Below are 18,430 nucleotides of genomic sequence, written 5' to 3'. Positions count from 1 at the left end.
GACACCGCACCTCCAGCCGCATCCATCCTGAGTTACGAACGACTCCGCGATCGAGAGCTCCGTCTCTTGGCGCCGGTACCGCGCGCATGGGAAGACGGGCGCCCACCAGCGAAGACCAGCCCCCGCAGCGCTGCCAGCACTTCTTCCGGGCGCTCCATGATGTCCTTCGCGGTCAAGCGCAGCACTGCGAATCCGCGCTGCGCGAGCTGGAGGTCACGCGTGTAGTCCTTCACCTGCTGGTCCCAGTCGGCGTGATGCTGCTTGCTGTCGCACTCCACCACGAGCCAGCCGTCGGCGACGATGTCCACGAAGCCGACGCCGTCGAACTCGACTTGCAGATCGACCACGCACCCCAGTCCGAGAAGCATCAGGCGAACGAGTGTTTCCGGCCCTGACTGAGCCCTCCCGTCGATCAGCGGGCGCATCACCTCGTACTTGGCGGGAAGCAGGTGGAAGATGGTCGCGATGTCCTCGGTCCGCACGAGGCCCTTGTTCACAGCACTGTCGATCGAGGCGATCGCGGCGCGCGGCGCCTGGCAGAGAACGGCGTGGGCGAGTGCCACCACGACGCTCGCGCAGGTGGCGGCGCCGTCGTCCTCGCGCGGCGCGAGCCAGTGGAGCCGCGTCCCATGAAGCTTCGCCAGGTTGAGCCGGCGGGAGCGGTCATGCGGTGACCGCATGCGGCTCATTCGCGGCGGCAGCTGCACGTGGAGTCGGCTGTTCGTCAACACGAAGATCTCATGCAGCCGCAGCAGCGATAGACAAGTGAGCCGCCCACCCACTCGCACCGCACGGACGACCTCGTCCGGAGTCTCAGGAGGCAGGTAGCGGTCACGCCGTGCCCGGATAAGCTCACCTGCCCTGACAGCTGCGGTGATCTGGCGACCGGACAGGCCGTCGGCGAACAGGTCGGCCCGGGTTCGATGAGTGTCCCACACGCTTCAGACCTTCCCGGAGGCAACCCCCCGAACAGTCCGGCGACGGCGGGATCTGTGGACAAGCACTTCGGCCCGTCCGCTGGGGAGAAAGGGTCGCGTTCGTAACTCAGGATGGATGCCTCGTCCAGGCGCATCCGGGCTGCACGGGGGGCAACCATCCTGAGTTGCGAACCGGGGGGGTTCGCACGGACGCTGCAGACGCTCGGCCGCCGCTCCGCCCGCGGCCGCATAGGGTGGGCGGATGGAGCCCGTGACCCTGCGCACCGCGCGCCTCGAGCTGTCGGTGCCGCGCGCGGCGGACGTCGACGCCGTCTACGCAGCGTGCCAGGACCCCGACATCCAGCGGTACACGCGGGTGCCGTCTCCGTACGCGCGCGAGGACGCCGAGAAGTTCATCGTCGCGGTCGCCGAGCAATGGGCGGGCGAGCTGCACCGCACGTGGGTGATCCGCGACGGCGCGACCCTCGTCGGCACCATCGGTTTCTACCGCCTCGACGGTCAGGGCAACGGCGAGATCGGGTACTGGGTCGCCCCGGATCAGCGCGGCGGCGGGCGCCTCCGCGAAGCGGCGAACGCCGTGATCGACTGGGCGTTCTCGTCCGAGGGAGCGGCCCTTACGCGTATCGAGTGGCGTGCCGTCGTGGGTAACGAGGCATCGGCTCGGGTCGCCCGCGCCCTGGGCTTCCGCTTCGAGGGCACCCTGCGCCAGGCGCTCGTCAGCGCGAAGCATCGCGACGACGGCTGGATCGCAGCACTCCTCAAGACGGACGAACGGATGCCGCAGCCCTGGCCTGTCCTCGAGGACTGACGACCGACCCGCTCAGGTTGCGAGGCAGCGTCGTCCCGACCGCCGACGACCGGCCCGCGTGTCGCCGCGGCATGGCAGGATGAGCGCATGCCCGAGATGCCCGAGGTGCAGGGACTCGTCGACTTCCTCGGCGAGCGGCTGACCGGCGTGCAGATCACGCGGGCGACCGTCGCGAACATCGCCGCGCTGAAGACCTACGACCCGCCCATCGACGCCCTCCACGGGCAGGAGATCACCGGCGCCGCACGCCACGGCAAGTTCATCGACCTCGCCACGACCGGCCCGCACCTCGTGTTCCACCTCGCCAAGGCCGGGTGGCTTCGGTGGTACGACGAGCTGCCGAAGACGATCATCCGCCCCGGCAAGACGCCCATCGCGCTGCGGGTCGCGCTCTCCGACGGCGCCGGGTTCGACCTCACCGAGGCCGGCACGAAGAAGTCGCTCGCGTACTACGTCGTGCGCGACCCCTCCGACGTGCCCGGTGTCGCCCGGCTCGGCCCCGATCCTCTCGACGCCTCCTTCACCCGCGACACCTTCGCCGACCTCCTCGCCGGCCGCCGCACGCAGATCAAGGGCGTGCTGCGCGACCAGACGATCATCGCGGGCGTCGGCAACGCCTACTCCGACGAGATCCTCCACGCGGCGAAGATGTCGCCGTACGCACTCGCCTCCTCGCTCTCCGACGACGACATCACGCGCCTGTTCGACGCGATGACCCTGACATTGACGGATGCTGTCGCCGAGGCATCCGGAAAGCCACCGGCCGAACTGAAGGACGCCAAGCGCCGCGGCATGCAGGTCCACGGGCGTCGGGGCTCGACCTGCCCCGTCTGCGGCGACGAGGTGCGGAGCGTCTTCTTCGCCGACAACTCGCTCGAGTACTGCCCCACCTGCCAGACCGGCGGGAAGATCCTCGCCGACCGGCGCCTGTCCCGCCTCCTGAAGTAGGTCAGTCGCCCGTCGTGCCCATGAGCACCCGCGCATCGTCGTCGACCCAGTCGAGCGACTTCGACACCGCTTTGCGCCACTGCCGGTAGCGGCGCTCGCGCTCGTCGTCTGGCATCCGCGGTTCGAAGCGGACGTCCTCCTGCCAGTGCGCGCGCAGCTCGTCGAGGTCGCCCCACACGCCGGACGCGAGACCGGCGGCGTAGGCGGCGCCGAGGGCAGTCGTCTCAACGACCTTCGGCCGCACGACGGGGATGCCGAGGATGTCGGCCTGGAACTGCATGAGCAGGTCGTCGCGGGTCATGCCGCCGTCGACACGCAGCTCGTCGAGCGTGCGGCCGGTGTCGGCGACCACCGCGTCGATGACGTCGCGCGTCTGGAACGCGGTCGACTCGAGCGCCGCGCGCGCGATGTGCGCCTTATTGACGTACCGGGTGAGGCCGACGAGCGCGCCGCGCGCGTCGGGGCGCCAGTACGGCGCGAACAGCCCCGAGAACGCCGGCACGAAGTAGGCGCCGCCGTTGTCGTCGACGCTCGCCGCCAGGGTCTCGACGTCTTCCGAGCGCTGGATGATGCCGAGGTTGTCGCGCAGCCACTGCACGAGCGATCCGGTCACCGCGATCGACCCTTCGAGGGCGTAGCGGGCGGGCTCATCCCCGATCCGGTAGCCGACGGTGGTGATGAGACCGCTGCCGGACCTCACGATCTCGGTCCCGGTGTTCACGAGGAGGAAGTTCCCGGTGCCGTAGGTGTTCTTCGACTCGCCGGCGTCGAACGCGGCCTGGCCGAAGGTCGCCGCCTGCTGATCGCCGAGGATCCCGGCGATCGGCACCCCATCGAGCACCGACGGGAGCGAGGAGTGCCCGACGACCTCGGACGAGGAGCGGATCTCGGGCATCATCGCCCGCGGAATGCCCCACACGGCGAGCAGCTCGTCAGACCAATCGAGGGTCCGCAGGTCCATCAGGAGCGTGCGCGACGCATTGGTGACGTCCGTGACGTGGATACCGCCGCGCGCACCGCCCGTGAGATTCCACACCACCCACGTGTCGGGCGTGCCGAACAGCAGCTCCCCCGCTTCGGCGGCTGCTCGCGCGCCGTCGACGTTGTCAAGGATCCACGCGACCTTCGAGGCCGAGAAGTACGTCGCCAGCGGCAGACCGGTCGCCTCGGCGAACCGGTCCGCGCCGCCCTCGCTCGCCAGTTCGTCGATGCGCGGCTGCGTGCGGGTGTCCTGCCACACGAGCGCGTTGTGCACGGGGCGCCCGGTGCTCTTCTCCCAGACGATCGCCGTCTCGCGCTGGTTCGTGACACCGATCGCGGCGACTTCGGATGCTGCGAGCCCGGCGCGAGAGAGACACGAGGCGATGACCCACTCGGCGTTGGTCCAGATCTCCACCGGGTCGTGCTCCACGCGTCCGGCCCGGGGGAAGATCTGCTCGTGTTCCCGCTGAGACACCGCAACGACGGCGCCGGCAGCGTCGAACACGATGGCGCGCGTCGAGGTCGTGCCCTGATCGATGGACAGCACGTGTTCGGGCAACGAAAGTCTCCTTGCTCGCCGGGCGACATCGCCCGCGCGGGTCGGCCGCGCGCCGAGCGCGCGTGCGGTCAGGCTATCGCGCGGCGGCGGGGATCCAGGACGGGTCCGCGGCGTGGATCCGCTCCAGCGCGCGCCCCACCTCCAGGGCCGTGCGCGCGGCATCCCACCCGAGCAGCGGCGCCACCGCCGACGCCGCCTCGGCGACCGCGTCCGCCGTCGCGGCGCCCACGAAGGCGATCGACGTGCGCCGCAGCAGGAGGTCGTCGAGGTGCGCGACGTCCTCCGTCGCCGCGAGGTGCCGCAGCTCGCCCGAGCTGTACCCGGGCAGATGCTCGAGCAGCGCGTCGTCGGCATCCGTCGCGATCGCGTCGACGACCGCGGCGGCCACCGTGCCGTAGCGGTCGAGCAGCATCGCGACACGGGCGGCCGGCACCGCGGCGGCATGGGCCGAGATCCACTGCTGCCGCGTGCGCTCGGTCATCGGGTAGCCGCGGCCGCCGCCGATGGGCACTCCCCGGGTCGAGCTGCGACGCGGCCGCGCCAGCAGCGCGAGGGCGCGGTCGGCGAGGTGCTCAGCCGACGCGCGGAAGGTGGTCCACTTGCCGCCGATGAGGCTCAGGACCGTGGCATCCCCGCCGACCAGCGGCGCGGACTCGACGCGGTAGTCGCGCGAGACGAACCCGGGCGAGACGTCGTCGTGGCCGGGGAGCGGCCGCACGCCGGCGAACCGGTAGACGATCTGCCCGCGCTCGACCGGAATCGTCGGCAGCACCTGGCCGATGAGCTCGATGAAGTAGTCGACCTCCGCCTCGGTGCACACGATCGGATCGGCCATGTCGTGCTCAAGGTCGGTGGTGCCGACGAGCACGCGTCCCTTCAGCGGGTAGATGAGGACGATGCGGCCGTCCTCGTTCTCGAAGAACAGTTCCCGTCCGCCCGTCGCCGCGAGCAGTTCGGGGTGGTCGAGCACGACATGCGAGCCCTTGGTGCCGCCCATGTACCGGGTCGGGTCGCCGAGGGCGAGGTTGGTGAGGTCGGTCCACGGGCCGCTGGCGTTCACGACGACGGATGCTGAGAAGCGCGTCTCCTCGCCGGTCAGGGTGTCGCGCAGGACGACCCGTCCATCGTCGACACCGACGGCCGCGGTGTAGTTCGCGGCACGGGCTCGGTCGCCACCGGCCGCCCGGCCGTCACGCAGCACATCGATCGCGAGGCGCTCGGGGTCGTGGAGGGACGCATCCCAGTAGGTCGCGGTGTACTTGACGTCGGGGTTCAGCCGCGGCAGCTGTGCGAGCGAGCGCTTGCGCCCGTGGAAGGTGTGCCGCGGCACCGAGCCCTTGCCGAAGACGCCGCCGCCGCGAGAGAACGAGTCGTAGATGACGAGCCCGATCTTGATGAGCGCGGCGCCGCGTTCGTGGTGCGCGCCGCCGCCGTGGCGCAGGAATTTCAGCGGCGCCGAGAGCACTCCTGAGAACGTCGAGAAGATCGGGATGGTGGTCTGCAGCGGCCTGACGTAGTGCGGGGCGGTGCGCAGCAGCGCGTTGCGCTCGGTCACGGCCTCATGCACGAGGCGGAACTCACCGTTCTCGAGGTAGCGGATGCCGCCGTGGATCATGTGCGACGAGGCAGCCGACGCCCCGCTGATGAAGTCGTTGCGCTCGACGAGCGCCACATCCACGCCCTGCACCGCGAGGTCGCGGAAGGTCGCGAGGCCGTTGATGCCGCCGCCGATGATCAGTACGTCGGCGTAGGGCCGCCCCGCGAGCGTCGCCCATCCTCGTTCCGCAGCCCGCGCCGCCATCGCATCCCCCATCGTCGTGCTGTCCGCAGTCCCATCATGGCACCGCTGGACGTCCTTGCAGGCGATATGCACATACGTGCACGATGGGTTGATGGACCAGATCGGCGATGCCCGCACGATGCAGCGCGCACTCACGGCCGCGCACCTCTATTACGTGCAGGATCGCACCATGGACGCGATCGCGCGGGAGCTCGGCACGTCGCGTTCTACGGTGTCACGCCTTCTCACGCACGCCCGTGCGACGGGGATCGTCGACATCCGCATCCGATCCCCCTTCGCAGCTCCGCAACGGCTCGAGGAGCGGCTGGCCGAACGCTTCGGCGTCCAGGCCCAGGTGGTCCCCGTTCCCGACGACGCCACCGAGGTCGACCGGCTTCAGCGCGTCGCCGTCGCGGCCGCGCATGCGCTCCTCGACCTCGTGCAGGACGACATGACCGTGGGGGTCGCGTGGGGGTCGACGACCGCTGCGGTGAGCCGTCACCTCGTTCCCAAGCCGGTGCACGGGGCGACATTCGTGCAGTTGAACGGCTCGGGCAACACCCATTCGACGGGCCTCCTCTACGCCAGCGAGATCCTCAGCCGGTTCGCCGCCGCGTACGACGGGAGCGCGCAGCAGTTCCCTGTGCCGGCGTTCTTCGACGACCCGGCCACGAAGGACGCGATGTGGCGCGAGCGCAGCACGCGGCGCATCCTCGACATGCTGCCGACGATGGACCTGGTCCTGTTCAGCACCGGCTCCGCCGGGTCGCGCGTGCCGAGCCACGTCTACAGCGGCGGCTACCTCGAGCCGGCGGAACTCGACCAGCTTGCGGACGAGGGCGTCGTCGGCGACGTCGCCACGGTCTTCTACCGCGCCGACGGCTCGAGCGACGGGATCGCCCTGAACGACCGTGCGACCGGACCCAGCCTCGACCTTCTGCGCGACATCCCCCGACGTGTCTGCATCGTGTCGGGGGTGTCGAAGCTCGCGAGTCTGAGGGGCGCCCTCGCCGCACGCATCGCGACGGACCTGATCGTCGACGAGGCCACCGCGCGGGCGCTCCTGGAGTGAGGTTCCGGCGCACCGATCGCGCGAGCGGACTTCATGCGAAGACATGGAATGAATAGATGGATGCGGCGTTGACTACACTCGAGAGCATCAACGTGCTCCGGGGTCGGTGTGAATCCGAACCGGCGGTGACAGTCCGCGAGCCAATGCATCAGCATCCGATTCGGGTGCCGCCGCGGCCGATCCGGTGGAATTCCGGAACCGACGGTGATGCGACAGGTTTCCTCAGGGAGGCCGGTCGCTAGTCCGGATGGGAGGCAGCACACGGGCGTCGCTATGCGCGCCTTCGCTTCCCATGCCCCGGGGCGTCGAGAACGACGAGACGAGGGGCCGGATGGCGAGCACAGCGGAACGCGACGCGATGCGTCGGGCGCTGGCGATCGCGCAGCGCGGTCCTCGCGGCGTGAACCCCCAGGTCGGCGCCGTTCTGCTCGCGCCCGACGGCGAAGTGCTCGCCGAAGGCTGGCACCGCGGTGCGGGGACCCCGCACGCCGAGGTCGACGCGCTGTCGCGACTCGCACCGGGCGCGGCGCGCGGCGCGACCGCGATCGTGACCCTCGAGCCGTGCAACCACACGGGACGCACCGGACCCTGCTCCGAGGCGCTCATCGCCGCCGGCGTCACACGTGTGGTCTACGCGATAGCCGATCCCGGCGATCACTCCTCGGGCGGCGGCACGCGGCTGCGCGCGGCCGGCGTCGAGGTCGAGGCCGGCCTTCTCGCTGACGAGGCGACCGCCCTGCTCGACTCGTGGCTGACGGTCCAACGCCTTCGCCGCCCGCATGTCACCGTCAAGTGGGCGCAGAGCCTCGACGGCCGGGCCGCAGCATCCGACGGCAGCAGCAAGTGGATCACCGGGGCCGAGGCTCGCGCCGACGTCCACCGCCGCCGCGCCGAGGCCGACGCGATCGTGGCCGGTTCGGGCACGGTGCTCGCCGACGACCCGGCGCTGACCGCCCGCGCCGAGGACGGTTCGCTGCTGCCCCACCAGCCCATTCCGGTCGTCGTGGGCTCGCGCGCCGTGCCTGACACGGCGGCCGTGCGGCAGCATCCGCACGAATTCCTCCAGTACCCGGGCGATGACGCGTCGGGGGGGCTGCCCGCCATGCTGGAAGACCTGCGCCACCGCGGCGTGCAGCGCGTGTTCGTCGAAGGAGGTCCCGCGGTCGCGGCGTCGTTCCTGCGCGAGCGGCTCGCCGACGAACTCCTCGTGTACGTCGCACCGGTGCTGCTCGGCGGCGACCGGCTCGCGGTGCAAGACATCGGGGTGACGACCATCGGCGAGGCGCGACGCCTGGCCGTGGCATCCGTCATCCCTCTCGGCGACGATCTGCTCTTCGTCGCCCACCCCGCTTCGGAAGGAGACGCCTGATGTTCACCGGAATCATCGAGGAGATCGGCGAGGTCACCGCTGTCGAGCCGTCGGGAGACGGCGTGCGCCTGACGGTGCGCGGGCCGAAGGCCGTGTCGGATGCCGCGCACGGCGACTCCATCGCGGTCAGCGGCGTATGCCTCACCGTCGTCGAGCAGGGCCCCGACTGGTTCACCGCCGACGTCATGAAGCAGACGCTCGACATGTCGACGCTCGAGGGAGTCGCCGCGGGCCGCGTCGTCAACCTCGAGCGTGCGACCGCCGCACACGGCCGCCTCGGCGGGCACATCGTCCAGGGCCACATCGACGGCACCGGCGAGGTGCTCGACGTACGGCCCGGCGAACAGTGGCAGGTGCTGCGCATCTCGGTCCCCGCCGAGCTCGCCCCGCTCGTCGTCGACAAGGGCTCGATCGCCGTCGACGGCGTCTCGCTCACGGTGAGCGACGCAAGTCCCGCCGCCCCCGGCGACGGCTGGTTCGAGGTCTCGCTCATCCCCGAGACCCTCGCCGCGACCACCCTCGGCACCCGCGCGCCGGGCGACCGCGTCAACCTCGAGACCGACATCCTGGCGCGCCACGTGCGACGGCTGCTTTCTTTCGCGACACCGGCCGCACCCGCGCTCCGCGAGGCTGCATTCGCGACACCGGCCGCACCCGCGCTCCGCGAGGCTGCCTTCGCGCCCGCCACCGCCGTGAACCCCGAACTCCCCGCGGACGCGTCCGCATCCACGGAAGGAGGCTCGAAGTGAGCCTTGCCACCATCCCCGAGGCGCTGGAGGCGCTCCGCGCCGGCCGGCCGGTCATCGTCGCCGACGATGAGAACCGCGAGAACGAGGGCGACGTCATCCTGTCTGCCCAGCTCGCCACCCCCGAATGGGTCGCGTGGACGGTCCGCTGGACGAGCGGATTCCTGTGCGCGCCGATGCCCGCCGACTGGGCCGACCGCCTCGACCTGCCTCCCATGGTCGAGAACAACGAGGACGCCCGCGGCACCGCGTACACGGTGAGCGTGGATGCCGCCGACCGCGTGTCGACGGGCATCAGTGCCGCCGACCGCGCTCACACGCTGAACGTGCTCGCGAACCCGGAGTCGACGCCCACCAGCGTGATCCGTCCCGGCCACATCCTGCCGCTGCGCGCCGTCGATGGCGGAGTCCGCGACCGCGCGGGCCACACCGAGGCCGCCGTCGAGCTCATGAAGCTCGCCGACCTCGCACCCGTGGGCGTCATCGGCGAGGTCGTCGCCGAGGACGGCAGCATGATGCGCCTTCCGGGACTGCAGGAGCTGGGCGCCGAGTACGGCATCCCCGTCATCACGATCGAGCAGCTCGTCGCCTACCTCGACGAGAACGTCCCGTGCGACCCCGCGACCCGCAGCGCCCACAAGCGCCGCGTGAGCCTGCGTGCCGAGGCGCACGTGCCCACCGCGCACGGCGAGTTCCGCTTCCTCGCGTACAAGGACCGTGTCACCGGCACCGACCACATCGCGGTCGTGTCGGGCGAGCTTTCGGACGCCCCGCTCGTGCGGGTGCACTCGGAGTGCCTGACCGGCGAGGCGTTCGGCTCGCTCAAGTGCGAGTGCGGCCCGCAGCTCGAGGCCGCGCTCGACGCCATCGAGCAGGACGGCGGTGTCGTCATCTACATGCGCGGCCACGAGGGGCGCGGCATCGGCCTCATCAACAAGCTGCGCGCCTACTCGCTGCAGGAGCGCGGTCTCGACACGGTCGACGCCAACCTCGCGCTGGGCCTGCCCGCCGACGCCCGCGACTACGCGGCGGCCGCCGGCATCCTGACGGACCTCGGCATCGAGAAGGTGCGCCTGCTGACCAACAACGCCGACAAGGTGAAGCAGCTGCGCGAGCTCGGACTCGACATCGTCGAGCAGGTGCCGCTGCTGGTCGGCGTCGGCCCGAACAACCACCAGTACCTGGCGACGAAGCGCGATCGCATGGGACACCTGATCGACGAGGCGGATCTGGCGGACGCCATCGCCCGCATGCACGAAGGAGCAGAACGATGAGCGGCAAGGGCGCACCCGAGGCCACGGCACCCGTCGACGGCAGCGGACTCGACGTGGTCGTCGTCGCGGGCACGTGGCACGAGACGATCACCGATGGCCTCATCGCCGGCGCCGCGCGCGCCGCCGACGCCGCCGGCGCCTCGCACCGTCTCGTCCGCGTGCCCGGCTCGTTCGAGCTTCCCGTGGTGGCGAAGGCCGCGCTCGAAGCCGGAGCGGACGCCGTCGTGGCGCTGGGCGTCATCATCCGCGGCGGCACCCCGCACTTCGAGTTCGTCTCGAACGCGGCGACCGACGGTCTCACCCGCGTGGCGCTCGACACCGGCAAGCCGGTCGGCTTCGGAGTGCTGACACTCGACGACGAGGCTCAGGGCATCGCCCGCGCGGGCCTGGAGGGCTCGGTCGAAGACAAGGGGTTCGAGGCGGCCGACGCCGCCATTCGCACCGCCGTCGTGCTGCGCGACCTGCGCTCCTGAACCGCGCGGGCGCCGGACGAATCGGGCGGGTCGCGACGGCAACCTTCAGCTAGGCTGATGGCATGGAAATCCTCCGCCACGTCGTCGTGCTCGTCCACCTCGTGGGCTTCGCCATCCTCTTCGGCGCCTGGGTCGTCGAAGCGGTCAACGGAAAGCACCAGATCACGCGCCTCATGAACTGGGGCCTCGCGATCGCCGGTCTCGCCGGCCTCATCCTCGCCGCCCCGTGGGGCATCGAATACGACCTGAACTACGTCAAGATCGGCGTGAAGCTGGTCATCCTCGTCATCATCGGCGCCCTCCTCGGCATCGGTGCCGGCCGCCAGCGCAAGACCGGCTCCGTGCCCGGCGCCATCTTCTGGTCGATCGGTGTGCTCACCTTCGCCAATGCCGCGATCGCGGTGCTCTGGCGCTGACCGACTGATACACGAAACGGATGCTGCGGCCCTGGGCCGCAGCATCCGTTCTCCGTATTCGGGAGCCGCCGCGGAATCACGCGACTAGGCTGGTCTTTTGTGCTGGGCGACAACGCCCGCACCCACGGTGACCCAGTGCAGTGCCGCCTGACGCGCCACCCCTGCGCCCGGCGGCCGCCCACCGCCGCATCCCATCCGGATGCCCCGCTCCGCGCACGCCCCAGGTGAATATGTCCTCCCCCAGCACGACCGTCGCGACCCCCGCGACGCCCGCGAATCCCCGCTCCCGCGTCATCCTCGCGAGCCTCGTCGGCACCACGATCGAGTTCTACGACTTCTACGTCTACGCGACCGCCGCCGTCCTCGTCTTCCCGATCCTCTTCTTCCCGACGGGCAACGACACCACGTCGCTGCTGCTGTCGTTCAGCGTCTTCGGCGCCGCGATGATCGCGCGCCCCCTCGGCGCCGTCGTCTTCGGCCACTTCGGCGACCGCTTCGGCCGCAAGGCGACGCTCGTCGCGTCGCTGCTCACGATGGGTATCGCGACGTTCCTCATCGGGTGCCTGCCGACGTTCAACGAGATCGGCGTGTGGGCCGCAGTGCTTCTGCTGATCCTGCGTCTGTTCCAGGGCTTCGCGCTGGGCGGCGAGTGGTCGGGCGCCGCGCTCGTGGCGACCGAGAACGCGCCCAAGGGCAAGCGCGCCTGGTACGGCACGTTCCCGCAGCTCGGGGCGCCGCTCGGCTTCATCATCGCGAACTCGGTGTTCCTCGCGATCAACTTCCTGCTCCCCCACCCGGACGGCGCCGGTCAGCGCTCGGCCGAATTCCTCGCGTGGGGCTGGCGCGTGCCGTTCCTCTTCTCGGCGGTCATGGTGATCATCGGCCTGTGGGTGCGCCTGCGCCTCGTCGAGTCCCAGACGTTCGTGAAGGCCGAGGAGAAGGGCGCGATCCGCAAGTTCCCGCTCGGCACGGTCATCCGTCACCACTGGTGGCACCTGATCCTCGGCACGTTCATCATGCTGGCGACCTACGTGCTGTTCTACCTGATGACGAACTTCACGCTGTCGTACGGCACGAAGGCGGCCGACCTCGAGATCGCGTCCGCCGCCGCGCAGAAGGCGGCCGAAGCCGCAGGCACCGCGTTCGACCCGGCCGCGTTCGCCGCGCAGTTCTACCCGGGCCTCGGCTTCGGCTACACCGACTTCGTGCTGATGCAGATCATCGGCGTCGTGTTCTTCGGCATCTTCACGCTCCTGTCGGGTCCGATCGCCGACACGATCGGACGCCGCCGCCTGCTGCTGTGGGTGACGGGCCTGATCATCGTGTTCGGTCTCACGTTCAACCTGTTCCTGTCGCCGCAGCTCGACCCGAAGTTCACCGGTGCGCTGACGCAGGCGTTCCTCATCTTCGGGTTCATGCTGATGGGCTCGACGTTCGGCCCGATGGGCGCCGTGCTGCCGGAGCTCTTCCCGACGAACGTGCGCTACTCGGGCTCGGCCATCTCGTACAACGTGTCGTCGATCCTCGGCGCCGCGCTGGCTCCGATCGTCGCGGTCGCACTGTGGGCCTGGGCCGACGGCAGCCCGTGGCTCGTGGGTGTGTACCTCTCGGCGATGGGCGTGCTGACCTTCATCGCCCTCCTCCTCTCCCCCGAGACGAAGGACGTCGACTACGACGCCGACCTGGGCGTCGGAGCCACCGGCTCGCTCTAGCGCGGCTTCGCAGGACGACGGATGCTGCAGCCCCGCGTGGGCTGCAGCATCCGTCGTGTCTGCGTGGTCGATCCAGGAACAGCGCGCGCAGGCTCTGCGGCGTGCCACAACTCCTTCTGCTCGCCGGCCCGCCCCGTCCCGCCTCGGACTGGCCGGGGCGCCGGCTCATCCCGGCGGAGTTACGACACACGCCCCTGCGCGCACGACGACCGGCGCCGCGACCCCGCGGTCCAGAGGACGAGTTCGACGACCAGCGCGTGATCAGTCGAGGAAGAGTGCGCGGAGGCGCTTCGTCGTGAACACCAGGCCGATCGCGGTCATGACCACGTAGTAGAGGACGTGCCACCACATCTCGGGGGTGAGGATGCCGGTGGTGAGTCCGCGGACGAGCTCGACGCCGTGCCAGAGCGGGAACGCCATGATGATGTGCTGGATCCACTCGGGGTAGATCGTGATCGGGTACAGCGTCGCCGAGAAGAGGAACATCGGCAGCAGCACGAAGTTGATCCAGTCCATCTGCTGGAACGTCTTCATGTAGCTCGTGACCGCCATGCCGAGGCTCGCGAACCCGAAGGCGATGAGCAGCACCGCGGGCAGCGCCAGGATCGCGGTCCATGCGAGGTTGAGGCCGAGGATCTGCATGATGATCATGAAGCCGGTCGCGTACAGCAGTCCGCGCAGCAGCGCGTAGAGGATCTCGCCCAGCGCGACGTCGAGCGGGCCGAGCGAGGTCGCGAGCATGCCCTCGTAGAGCTTGCCGTAGTTGAGCTTGAAGAAGACGTTCCACGTCGAGTCGTAGATCGCGCCGTTCATCGCGGAGACGGCGAGGAGCGCCGGGGCGATGAACGCCGCGTAGGGCACCTCGACGCCGCTGGAGGTCTGCACGTCGCCGATGAGGGCGCCGAGGCCGATGCCCATCGAAGCGAGGTAGAAGACCGGCTCGAAGAAGCCCGACAGCACGACGGCCCAGCTCGACGAGCGCGCGGCGATGAGGCCGCGCTGCACGACGGACTGCGGGTTGCCCGCCCACAGCGCGCGCACGCCGCCGGCGCGGATCGCGGCGGCCTCGGTTCCGGTCGCGACGGTCATGCGCCGAGCCTCCTCCGGAAGATGCGGCGCCCGATCACGTACCCGCCGATGGAGAGCAGGAGCAGGTAGCCGACGTGCACGACGATGGCGAACGGGTCCATCGGCAGGCCGTAGGTGACGACGCGGCCGAGCTCGGTCGCGTGCCAGAGCGGCGACACCCACCCGATCCACTGCAGCCACAGCGGCAGCGTGTCGAGCGGGTAGAACGTGCCGGAGAACAGGAACATCGGCATGAAGATGAAGCGCTGCACCAGGGCGACCTGGCCTTTGTCGTCGGTGATCGACGCGGCGTAGGCCATGTACGGGATGCCGAACGAGAGGCCCGCGAGCAGGCCGATCGGGATCGTCAGCCAGCCCGTCTGCGGGTCGGGAACGGCCTGGAACAGCCACAGGAACAGGTAGTAGGCCACCGTGACGACGATGATGCGCGCCGAGCCGCCGGCGATCACGCCACCGGCGATCTGCCCCGGCGACAACCCCGTGGCGCTGAATCCGAAGAAGTAGCGCCGCCACTTGAATCCCGCCATGACGGGATACGAGAACTCCTCCGACGCGACGGAGATCGCGGCGGTCATGAGGAGCGCCGGCGCGACGAACACGAGGTACGAGACCTCGACGCCGTTCTGCGTGATCGGGGCGTCGATGAGGGCGGCGAGGCCGACGGCGAGCCCCAGCAGGTAGAGGATCGGCTGGCCGAGCGCGCCGACGATGATCGTCCAGCCGTACGCGCGCATCGCGCGCACCATGTGCTCGGTGACGTACCAGGTGCCCAGCGTGCGCGGCTTGCGACCCCACTGCATCGCCTCCTCGCGCAGCTCGTCGAGGGTGGGCTGCACGCGGGTCGAGGCGTCGTCGGAAGGACCGGTCATTCGATCAACGACCTTCCGGTGAGCCGGAGGAACACGTCCTCGAGGCTCGAGCGGCGCACCAGGGATGTGATCGGGGTCAGCCCGCGATGCGTCACGGTCTCGAGCGCGGCCTCGCCGTTGCCCGCGTAGACGAGGATGCGGTCGGGCAGCACCTCGACGCGGTCGCCGATGCCCTCGAGCTGCGGCGCGACCTGCTCGTTGCGGTCGGAGCCGAAGCGCACCTCGAGCACCTCGCGGCTGGAGTGCTCGCGGATGAGCGAGGCCGGCGTGCCCTCGGCCATGATGCGGCCCTTGTCGACGACGATGAGCCGGTCGCAGAGCTGCTCGGCCTCGTCCATGTAGTGCGTGGTCAGCACGAGTGTCGTGCCGCGCTCCTTGAGGCGGAACAGGCGGTCCCACAGCACGTGGCGCGCCTGCGGGTCGAGACCTGTGGTCGGCTCGTCGAGCAGCAGGATACGCGGATCGTTGATCAGGCCGCGCGCGATCGTGAGCCGCCGCTTCATGCCGCCCGAGAGCTGCTCGACCTTGCTCTTCGCCTTGTCTTCGAGCTGGGCGAACGCGAGCAGCTCGTCGGCCTTCTGGTGGCACACCTTGCCGGGCAGACCGAAGTAGCGGCCGTAGATGTAGAGGTTCTCGCGGGCGTTGAGCTCGCCGTCGAGGTTGTCCTGCTGGGGCACGACCCCGAGGCGCGAGCGGATCTCGGGGCCGTATCGATCGGGGTCGAGCCCGAGGATCGACAGGTCTCCGCTGGTGCGCGTCGAGACCGCGCCCACCATCTTCATCGTCGTGGACTTGCCCGCGCCGTTCGGGCCCAGCAGGCCGAACGACTCGCCCGGCGCCACCTCGAACGACAGACCGTCGACCGCCACGAAGTCCGGCTTGCCTTTGACCTTGTAGGCCTTGACGAGGTTCTCAGCGGTGATCACGGGGGCAGGCACCGGACTACCCTAACGCCCCGCTCCGACACCGCCCAGTGGCGACCCGATCACCCCGCGCGTCAACCGTAGTTGACACTCGTCACGGCGTCAACTACGGTTGACACGGATGCCGCGGCCCGCAGCATCCGTCACCGAAAACGAGAGGCTGCCCGATGAGCGGCGACGAACTGACCACCCTGATCGGGGCGGCGGGCGGTCGCGAGCCGATCGCGGAACTGCACCGCCTCGCCGAGGTGCGCCGCGAGCTCGCCCGCGCCGAAGAGGTGCAGGTGCGCAAGGCGCGCAACCTCGGTTTCTCGTGGCAGGCGATCGCGGGCGCCCTCGGTGTGAGCCGACAGGCCGTCCACAAGAAGTACGGTCGAAGGTAAGCCCCTTCACGAACGAGGTACACCCATGCCCTCCGCCGATCTCGACGAAGCCCCCGCCGCCACCACAGAGACAGCCCCGCGCCCCCGCCGCGGACGGGGCCGGCGCGGCAAGGCCGAAGAGGGGCCCCGCGCGACCTTCGCGCAGCTGCTGCCCTATCTCTTCGAGCACAAGCGCACGCTCGCCGTCGTGGTGGTGCTGAGCATCCTCAGCGCAGGCGCGTCGCTCGTCCAGCCGCTCCTGGTCGGCCAGGTGATCACGCGCGTGCAGGAAGGCCTCGACCTGGGCATGCTCGTGTGGGCGCTCGTCGGGTTCGTCGTGCTCGCCTCGCTCATCTCGGGCTGGCAGCACTACCTGCTGCAGCGCACCGGCACCGCCGTCGTGTACTCGAGCCGCCGCAGGCTGATCGCGCGCATCCTGCATCTGCCGATCAGCGAATTCGACGCGCGACGCACCGGCGACCTCGTCTCGCGCGTCGGCAGCGACACCACCCTGCTCTATGCCGCCCTCACACAGGGCCTCGCGGACTCGGTCGGCAACGCGCTGCTGTTCGTGGGCGCACTCGTCGCCATGGCGATCATCGACCCGCTGCTGCTCGCGATCATCGTGCTCGTGATCGGGATCTCGGTGCTCGGCGTGGTCGCGCTGAGCGGTCGCATCCGGACGGCGTCGACCGAGCAGCAGGAGAAGGTCGGCGCCCTCGCGTCGGGCGTCGAGCGCGCCGTCGGCTCGATCCGCACCGTCCGCGCGTCGGGCGCGACCGCCCGCGAAGTCGACGCGGTGACCGCGCAGGCGACGGAGGCCTACACGGTCGGCGTGCGCATCGCGAAGGTCTCGGCACTCGTGGTGCCGATCGCCGGCATCGCGCTGCAGGTGTCGCTGTTGGTGGTCATCGGGCTCGGCGGCTTCCGTGTCGCGACCGGCGCGCTGTCGATCGCCAGCCTCGTGACCTTCATCATGTTCCTCTTCATGCTGATCGCTCCACTCGGCTCGTTCTTCGGCGCGATCACCTCGGTGAACCAGGCGCTCGGCGCCTTGGGACGCATCCAGGAGGTGCTCGACCTTCCGACCGAGGCGCAGGACGACGCCGCGATCGCCGCACGAGCCCACGCGGCAGCCCCATCGGCGACGGCCCCGCACGAGCCCGCCGCGATCGAGTTCCGCGACGTGCGGTTCCGCTACCCCGAGAACGTCGTCGCGGCGCGCCGCAAGGCCGAGTCCGAGGCGCTCGCCGTACTCGAGAGCGCGCACGTCGACACCTCGACGATCGTGCTCGGCGACGGGGCGGGCGACGGCGGCCTCGAGGGATCGACGGATGCCGCAGCATCCGTCTCCGCAGACTCCGGCGTGCTGCGGGGCGTGTCGTTCTCGGTCCCGCGCGGGTCGCGCGTCGCGCTCGTCGGCCCGTCGGGCGCCGGCAAGAGCACGACCCTCGCGCTCATCGAGCGCTTCTACGACCCGACCGACGGGGCGATCCTGCTGGACGGCACGGACGTGCGCACGCTCGATCGCGACGATCTGCGCGCGCAGCTCGGCTATGTCGAACAGGACGCGCCGACCCTGGCCGGGACGATCGGAGACAACCTGCGGCTGGCGTCGCCCGAGGCGACCGATGCGGAGTGCGAGGCCGTGCTGCGCGCCGTGAACCTTGGCGAGGTGCTCGACCGCAACCCGCTCGGCGTCGACGCGCCGGTGGGCGAGTCGGGCGTCATGCTCTCGGGCGGCGAACGCCAGCGCCTCGCGATCGCGCGGGCGCTGCTGGCCGCTCCCCCGATCCTTCTGCTGGACGAGTCGACCTCATCGCTCGACGGCCTCAACGAGCAGCGCATGCGCGAGGCGATCGACGCCGTCGCAGCCGGCCGCACCCTCGTCGTGATCGCGCACCGCCTGTCGACCGTCGTCGACAGCGACCACATCGTGGTCATGGAACACGGACGTGTCGTCGGCCAGGGCACGCACTCCGAGCTGGTGCAGACCACGCCGCTCTACCGCGACCTCGCCAAGCACCAGCTGCTCGTCTGAGGCCCGGACTTCTTCGACGAGATCAGGAGATCTGACGCAGACAGGCCGATCGCCACGAAATCGTCCTGCG

The 18,430-nt window shown here is 70.2% G+C and carries 17 protein-coding genes; 11 read left to right on the top strand and 6 right to left on the bottom strand.

Going from position 1 to position 18,430, the window contains the following annotated elements; genetic code table 11:
- Positions 1–32: 32 nt before the first annotated feature.
- Positions 33–938: an endonuclease domain-containing protein gene (locus ACEYYH_RS06175; protein WP_374977372.1), complete on the bottom strand. Its 906-nt coding sequence runs from the start codon at positions 936–938 to the stop codon at positions 33–35.
- Positions 939–1,179: 241 nt separating this feature from the next.
- Here ACEYYH_RS06175 and ACEYYH_RS06170 point away from each other — a divergent pair, with 241 nt between their 5' ends.
- Together ACEYYH_RS06170 and ACEYYH_RS06165 are read left to right on the top strand one after the other, a co-directional pair.
- A complete protein-coding gene (locus ACEYYH_RS06170) occupies positions 1,180–1,746 on the top strand; it encodes a GNAT family N-acetyltransferase (RefSeq protein WP_374977371.1) in 567 nt (188 codons plus the stop codon).
- Positions 1,747–1,833: 87 nt separating this feature from the next.
- On the top strand, positions 1,834–2,694 hold the full coding sequence (locus tag ACEYYH_RS06165) for an Fpg/Nei family DNA glycosylase (protein WP_374977370.1): 861 nt from the start codon (positions 1,834–1,836) through the stop codon (positions 2,692–2,694).
- Position 2,695: 1 nt separating this feature from the next.
- Here the strand turns inward: ACEYYH_RS06165 and glpK are convergent, their stop codons facing one another.
- Both glpK and ACEYYH_RS06155 read right to left on the bottom strand, forming a co-directional pair.
- A complete protein-coding gene (gene glpK / locus ACEYYH_RS06160; RefSeq protein ID WP_374977369.1) occupies positions 2,696–4,234 on the bottom strand; it encodes a glycerol kinase GlpK in 1,539 nt (512 codons plus the stop codon).
- Between the two features lie 73 nt (positions 4,235–4,307).
- Positions 4,308–6,047 carry an FAD-dependent oxidoreductase gene (locus tag ACEYYH_RS06155; protein ID WP_374977368.1) on the bottom strand — a complete coding sequence of 580 codons (1,740 nt, stop codon included), beginning with the start codon at positions 6,045–6,047 and terminating at the stop codon, positions 4,308–4,310.
- Positions 6,048–6,126: 79 nt separating this feature from the next.
- On the opposite strand from ACEYYH_RS06155, the gene ACEYYH_RS06150 reads away from it, so the two are divergent.
- From ACEYYH_RS06150 to ACEYYH_RS06120, 7 genes are all read left to right on the top strand, one after another.
- Positions 6,127–7,086 carry a sugar-binding transcriptional regulator gene (locus ACEYYH_RS06150; RefSeq protein WP_374977367.1) on the top strand — a complete coding sequence of 320 codons (960 nt, stop codon included), beginning with the start codon at positions 6,127–6,129 and terminating at the stop codon, positions 7,084–7,086.
- A 331-nt stretch (positions 7,087–7,417) separates the two neighbouring features.
- Positions 7,418–8,455 carry a bifunctional diaminohydroxyphosphoribosylaminopyrimidine deaminase/5-amino-6-(5-phosphoribosylamino)uracil reductase RibD gene (ribD, locus tag ACEYYH_RS06145; RefSeq protein ID WP_374977366.1) on the top strand — a complete coding sequence of 346 codons (1,038 nt, stop codon included), beginning with the start codon at positions 7,418–7,420 and terminating at the stop codon, positions 8,453–8,455.
- Positions 8,455–9,204 (top strand): riboflavin synthase, encoded by a 750-nt coding sequence (locus ACEYYH_RS06140; RefSeq protein WP_374977365.1) that lies wholly within the window; start codon positions 8,455–8,457, stop codon positions 9,202–9,204. The genes ribD and ACEYYH_RS06140 overlap by 1 nt, the downstream gene beginning before the upstream one ends.
- A complete protein-coding gene (ribA, locus tag ACEYYH_RS06135) occupies positions 9,201–10,475 on the top strand; it encodes a GTP cyclohydrolase II (protein ID WP_374977364.1) in 1,275 nt (424 codons plus the stop codon). The genes ACEYYH_RS06140 and ribA overlap by 4 nt, the downstream gene beginning before the upstream one ends.
- The gene (ribH, locus tag ACEYYH_RS06130) at positions 10,472–10,948 is read left to right on the top strand and encodes a 6,7-dimethyl-8-ribityllumazine synthase (protein ID WP_116194115.1); all 477 of its coding nucleotides are present in this window, start codon (positions 10,472–10,474) and stop codon (positions 10,946–10,948) included. Before ribA ends, ribH begins: the two co-directional genes overlap by 4 nt.
- 62 nt (positions 10,949–11,010) lie before the next feature.
- Entirely contained in the window at positions 11,011–11,364 is a 354-nt protein-coding gene (locus tag ACEYYH_RS06125; protein WP_116194116.1) for a Fe-S protein, read from the top strand.
- A 230-nt stretch (positions 11,365–11,594) separates the two neighbouring features.
- A complete protein-coding gene (locus ACEYYH_RS06120; RefSeq protein ID WP_374977363.1) occupies positions 11,595–13,076 on the top strand; it encodes an MFS transporter in 1,482 nt (493 codons plus the stop codon).
- A gap of 261 nt (positions 13,077–13,337) precedes the next feature.
- Here the strand turns inward: ACEYYH_RS06120 and ACEYYH_RS06115 are convergent, their stop codons facing one another.
- The 3 genes from ACEYYH_RS06115 to ACEYYH_RS06105 are packed head-to-tail and all read right to left on the bottom strand — an operon-like array spanning position 13,338 to position 15,972.
- A complete protein-coding gene (locus tag ACEYYH_RS06115; RefSeq protein ID WP_374977362.1) occupies positions 13,338–14,165 on the bottom strand; it encodes an ABC transporter permease in 828 nt (275 codons plus the stop codon).
- Positions 14,162–15,034, bottom strand: coding sequence for an ABC transporter permease (locus ACEYYH_RS06110; protein WP_374977361.1), 873 nt, complete (start codon positions 15,032–15,034; stop codon positions 14,162–14,164). The genes ACEYYH_RS06115 and ACEYYH_RS06110 overlap by 4 nt, the downstream gene beginning before the upstream one ends.
- On the bottom strand, positions 15,031–15,972 hold the full coding sequence (locus tag ACEYYH_RS06105) for an ABC transporter ATP-binding protein (protein ID WP_374977360.1): 942 nt from the start codon (positions 15,970–15,972) through the stop codon (positions 15,031–15,033). Before ACEYYH_RS06105 ends, ACEYYH_RS06110 begins: the two co-directional genes overlap by 4 nt.
- A gap of 152 nt (positions 15,973–16,124) precedes the next feature.
- Here ACEYYH_RS06105 and ACEYYH_RS06100 point away from each other — a divergent pair, with 152 nt between their 5' ends.
- Positions 16,125–16,340, top strand: a complete 216-nt coding sequence (locus ACEYYH_RS06100; protein ID WP_045300911.1) for a transcriptional regulator — start codon at positions 16,125–16,127, stop codon at positions 16,338–16,340.
- 25 nt (positions 16,341–16,365) lie between these two features.
- On the top strand, positions 16,366–18,360 hold the full coding sequence (locus ACEYYH_RS06095) for an ABC transporter ATP-binding protein (protein WP_374977359.1): 1,995 nt from the start codon (positions 16,366–16,368) through the stop codon (positions 18,358–18,360).
- The last annotated feature ends 70 nt before the right edge of the window (positions 18,361–18,430 follow it).

It is taken from the genome of Microbacterium trichothecenolyticum (assembly GCF_041938625.1).
Classification (GTDB): domain Bacteria; phylum Actinomycetota; class Actinomycetes; order Actinomycetales; family Microbacteriaceae; genus Microbacterium; species Microbacterium trichothecenolyticum_D.
Note: the sequence above shows the minus strand (reverse complement) of the source record. Positions and strands in the feature narration are given on the sequence as shown.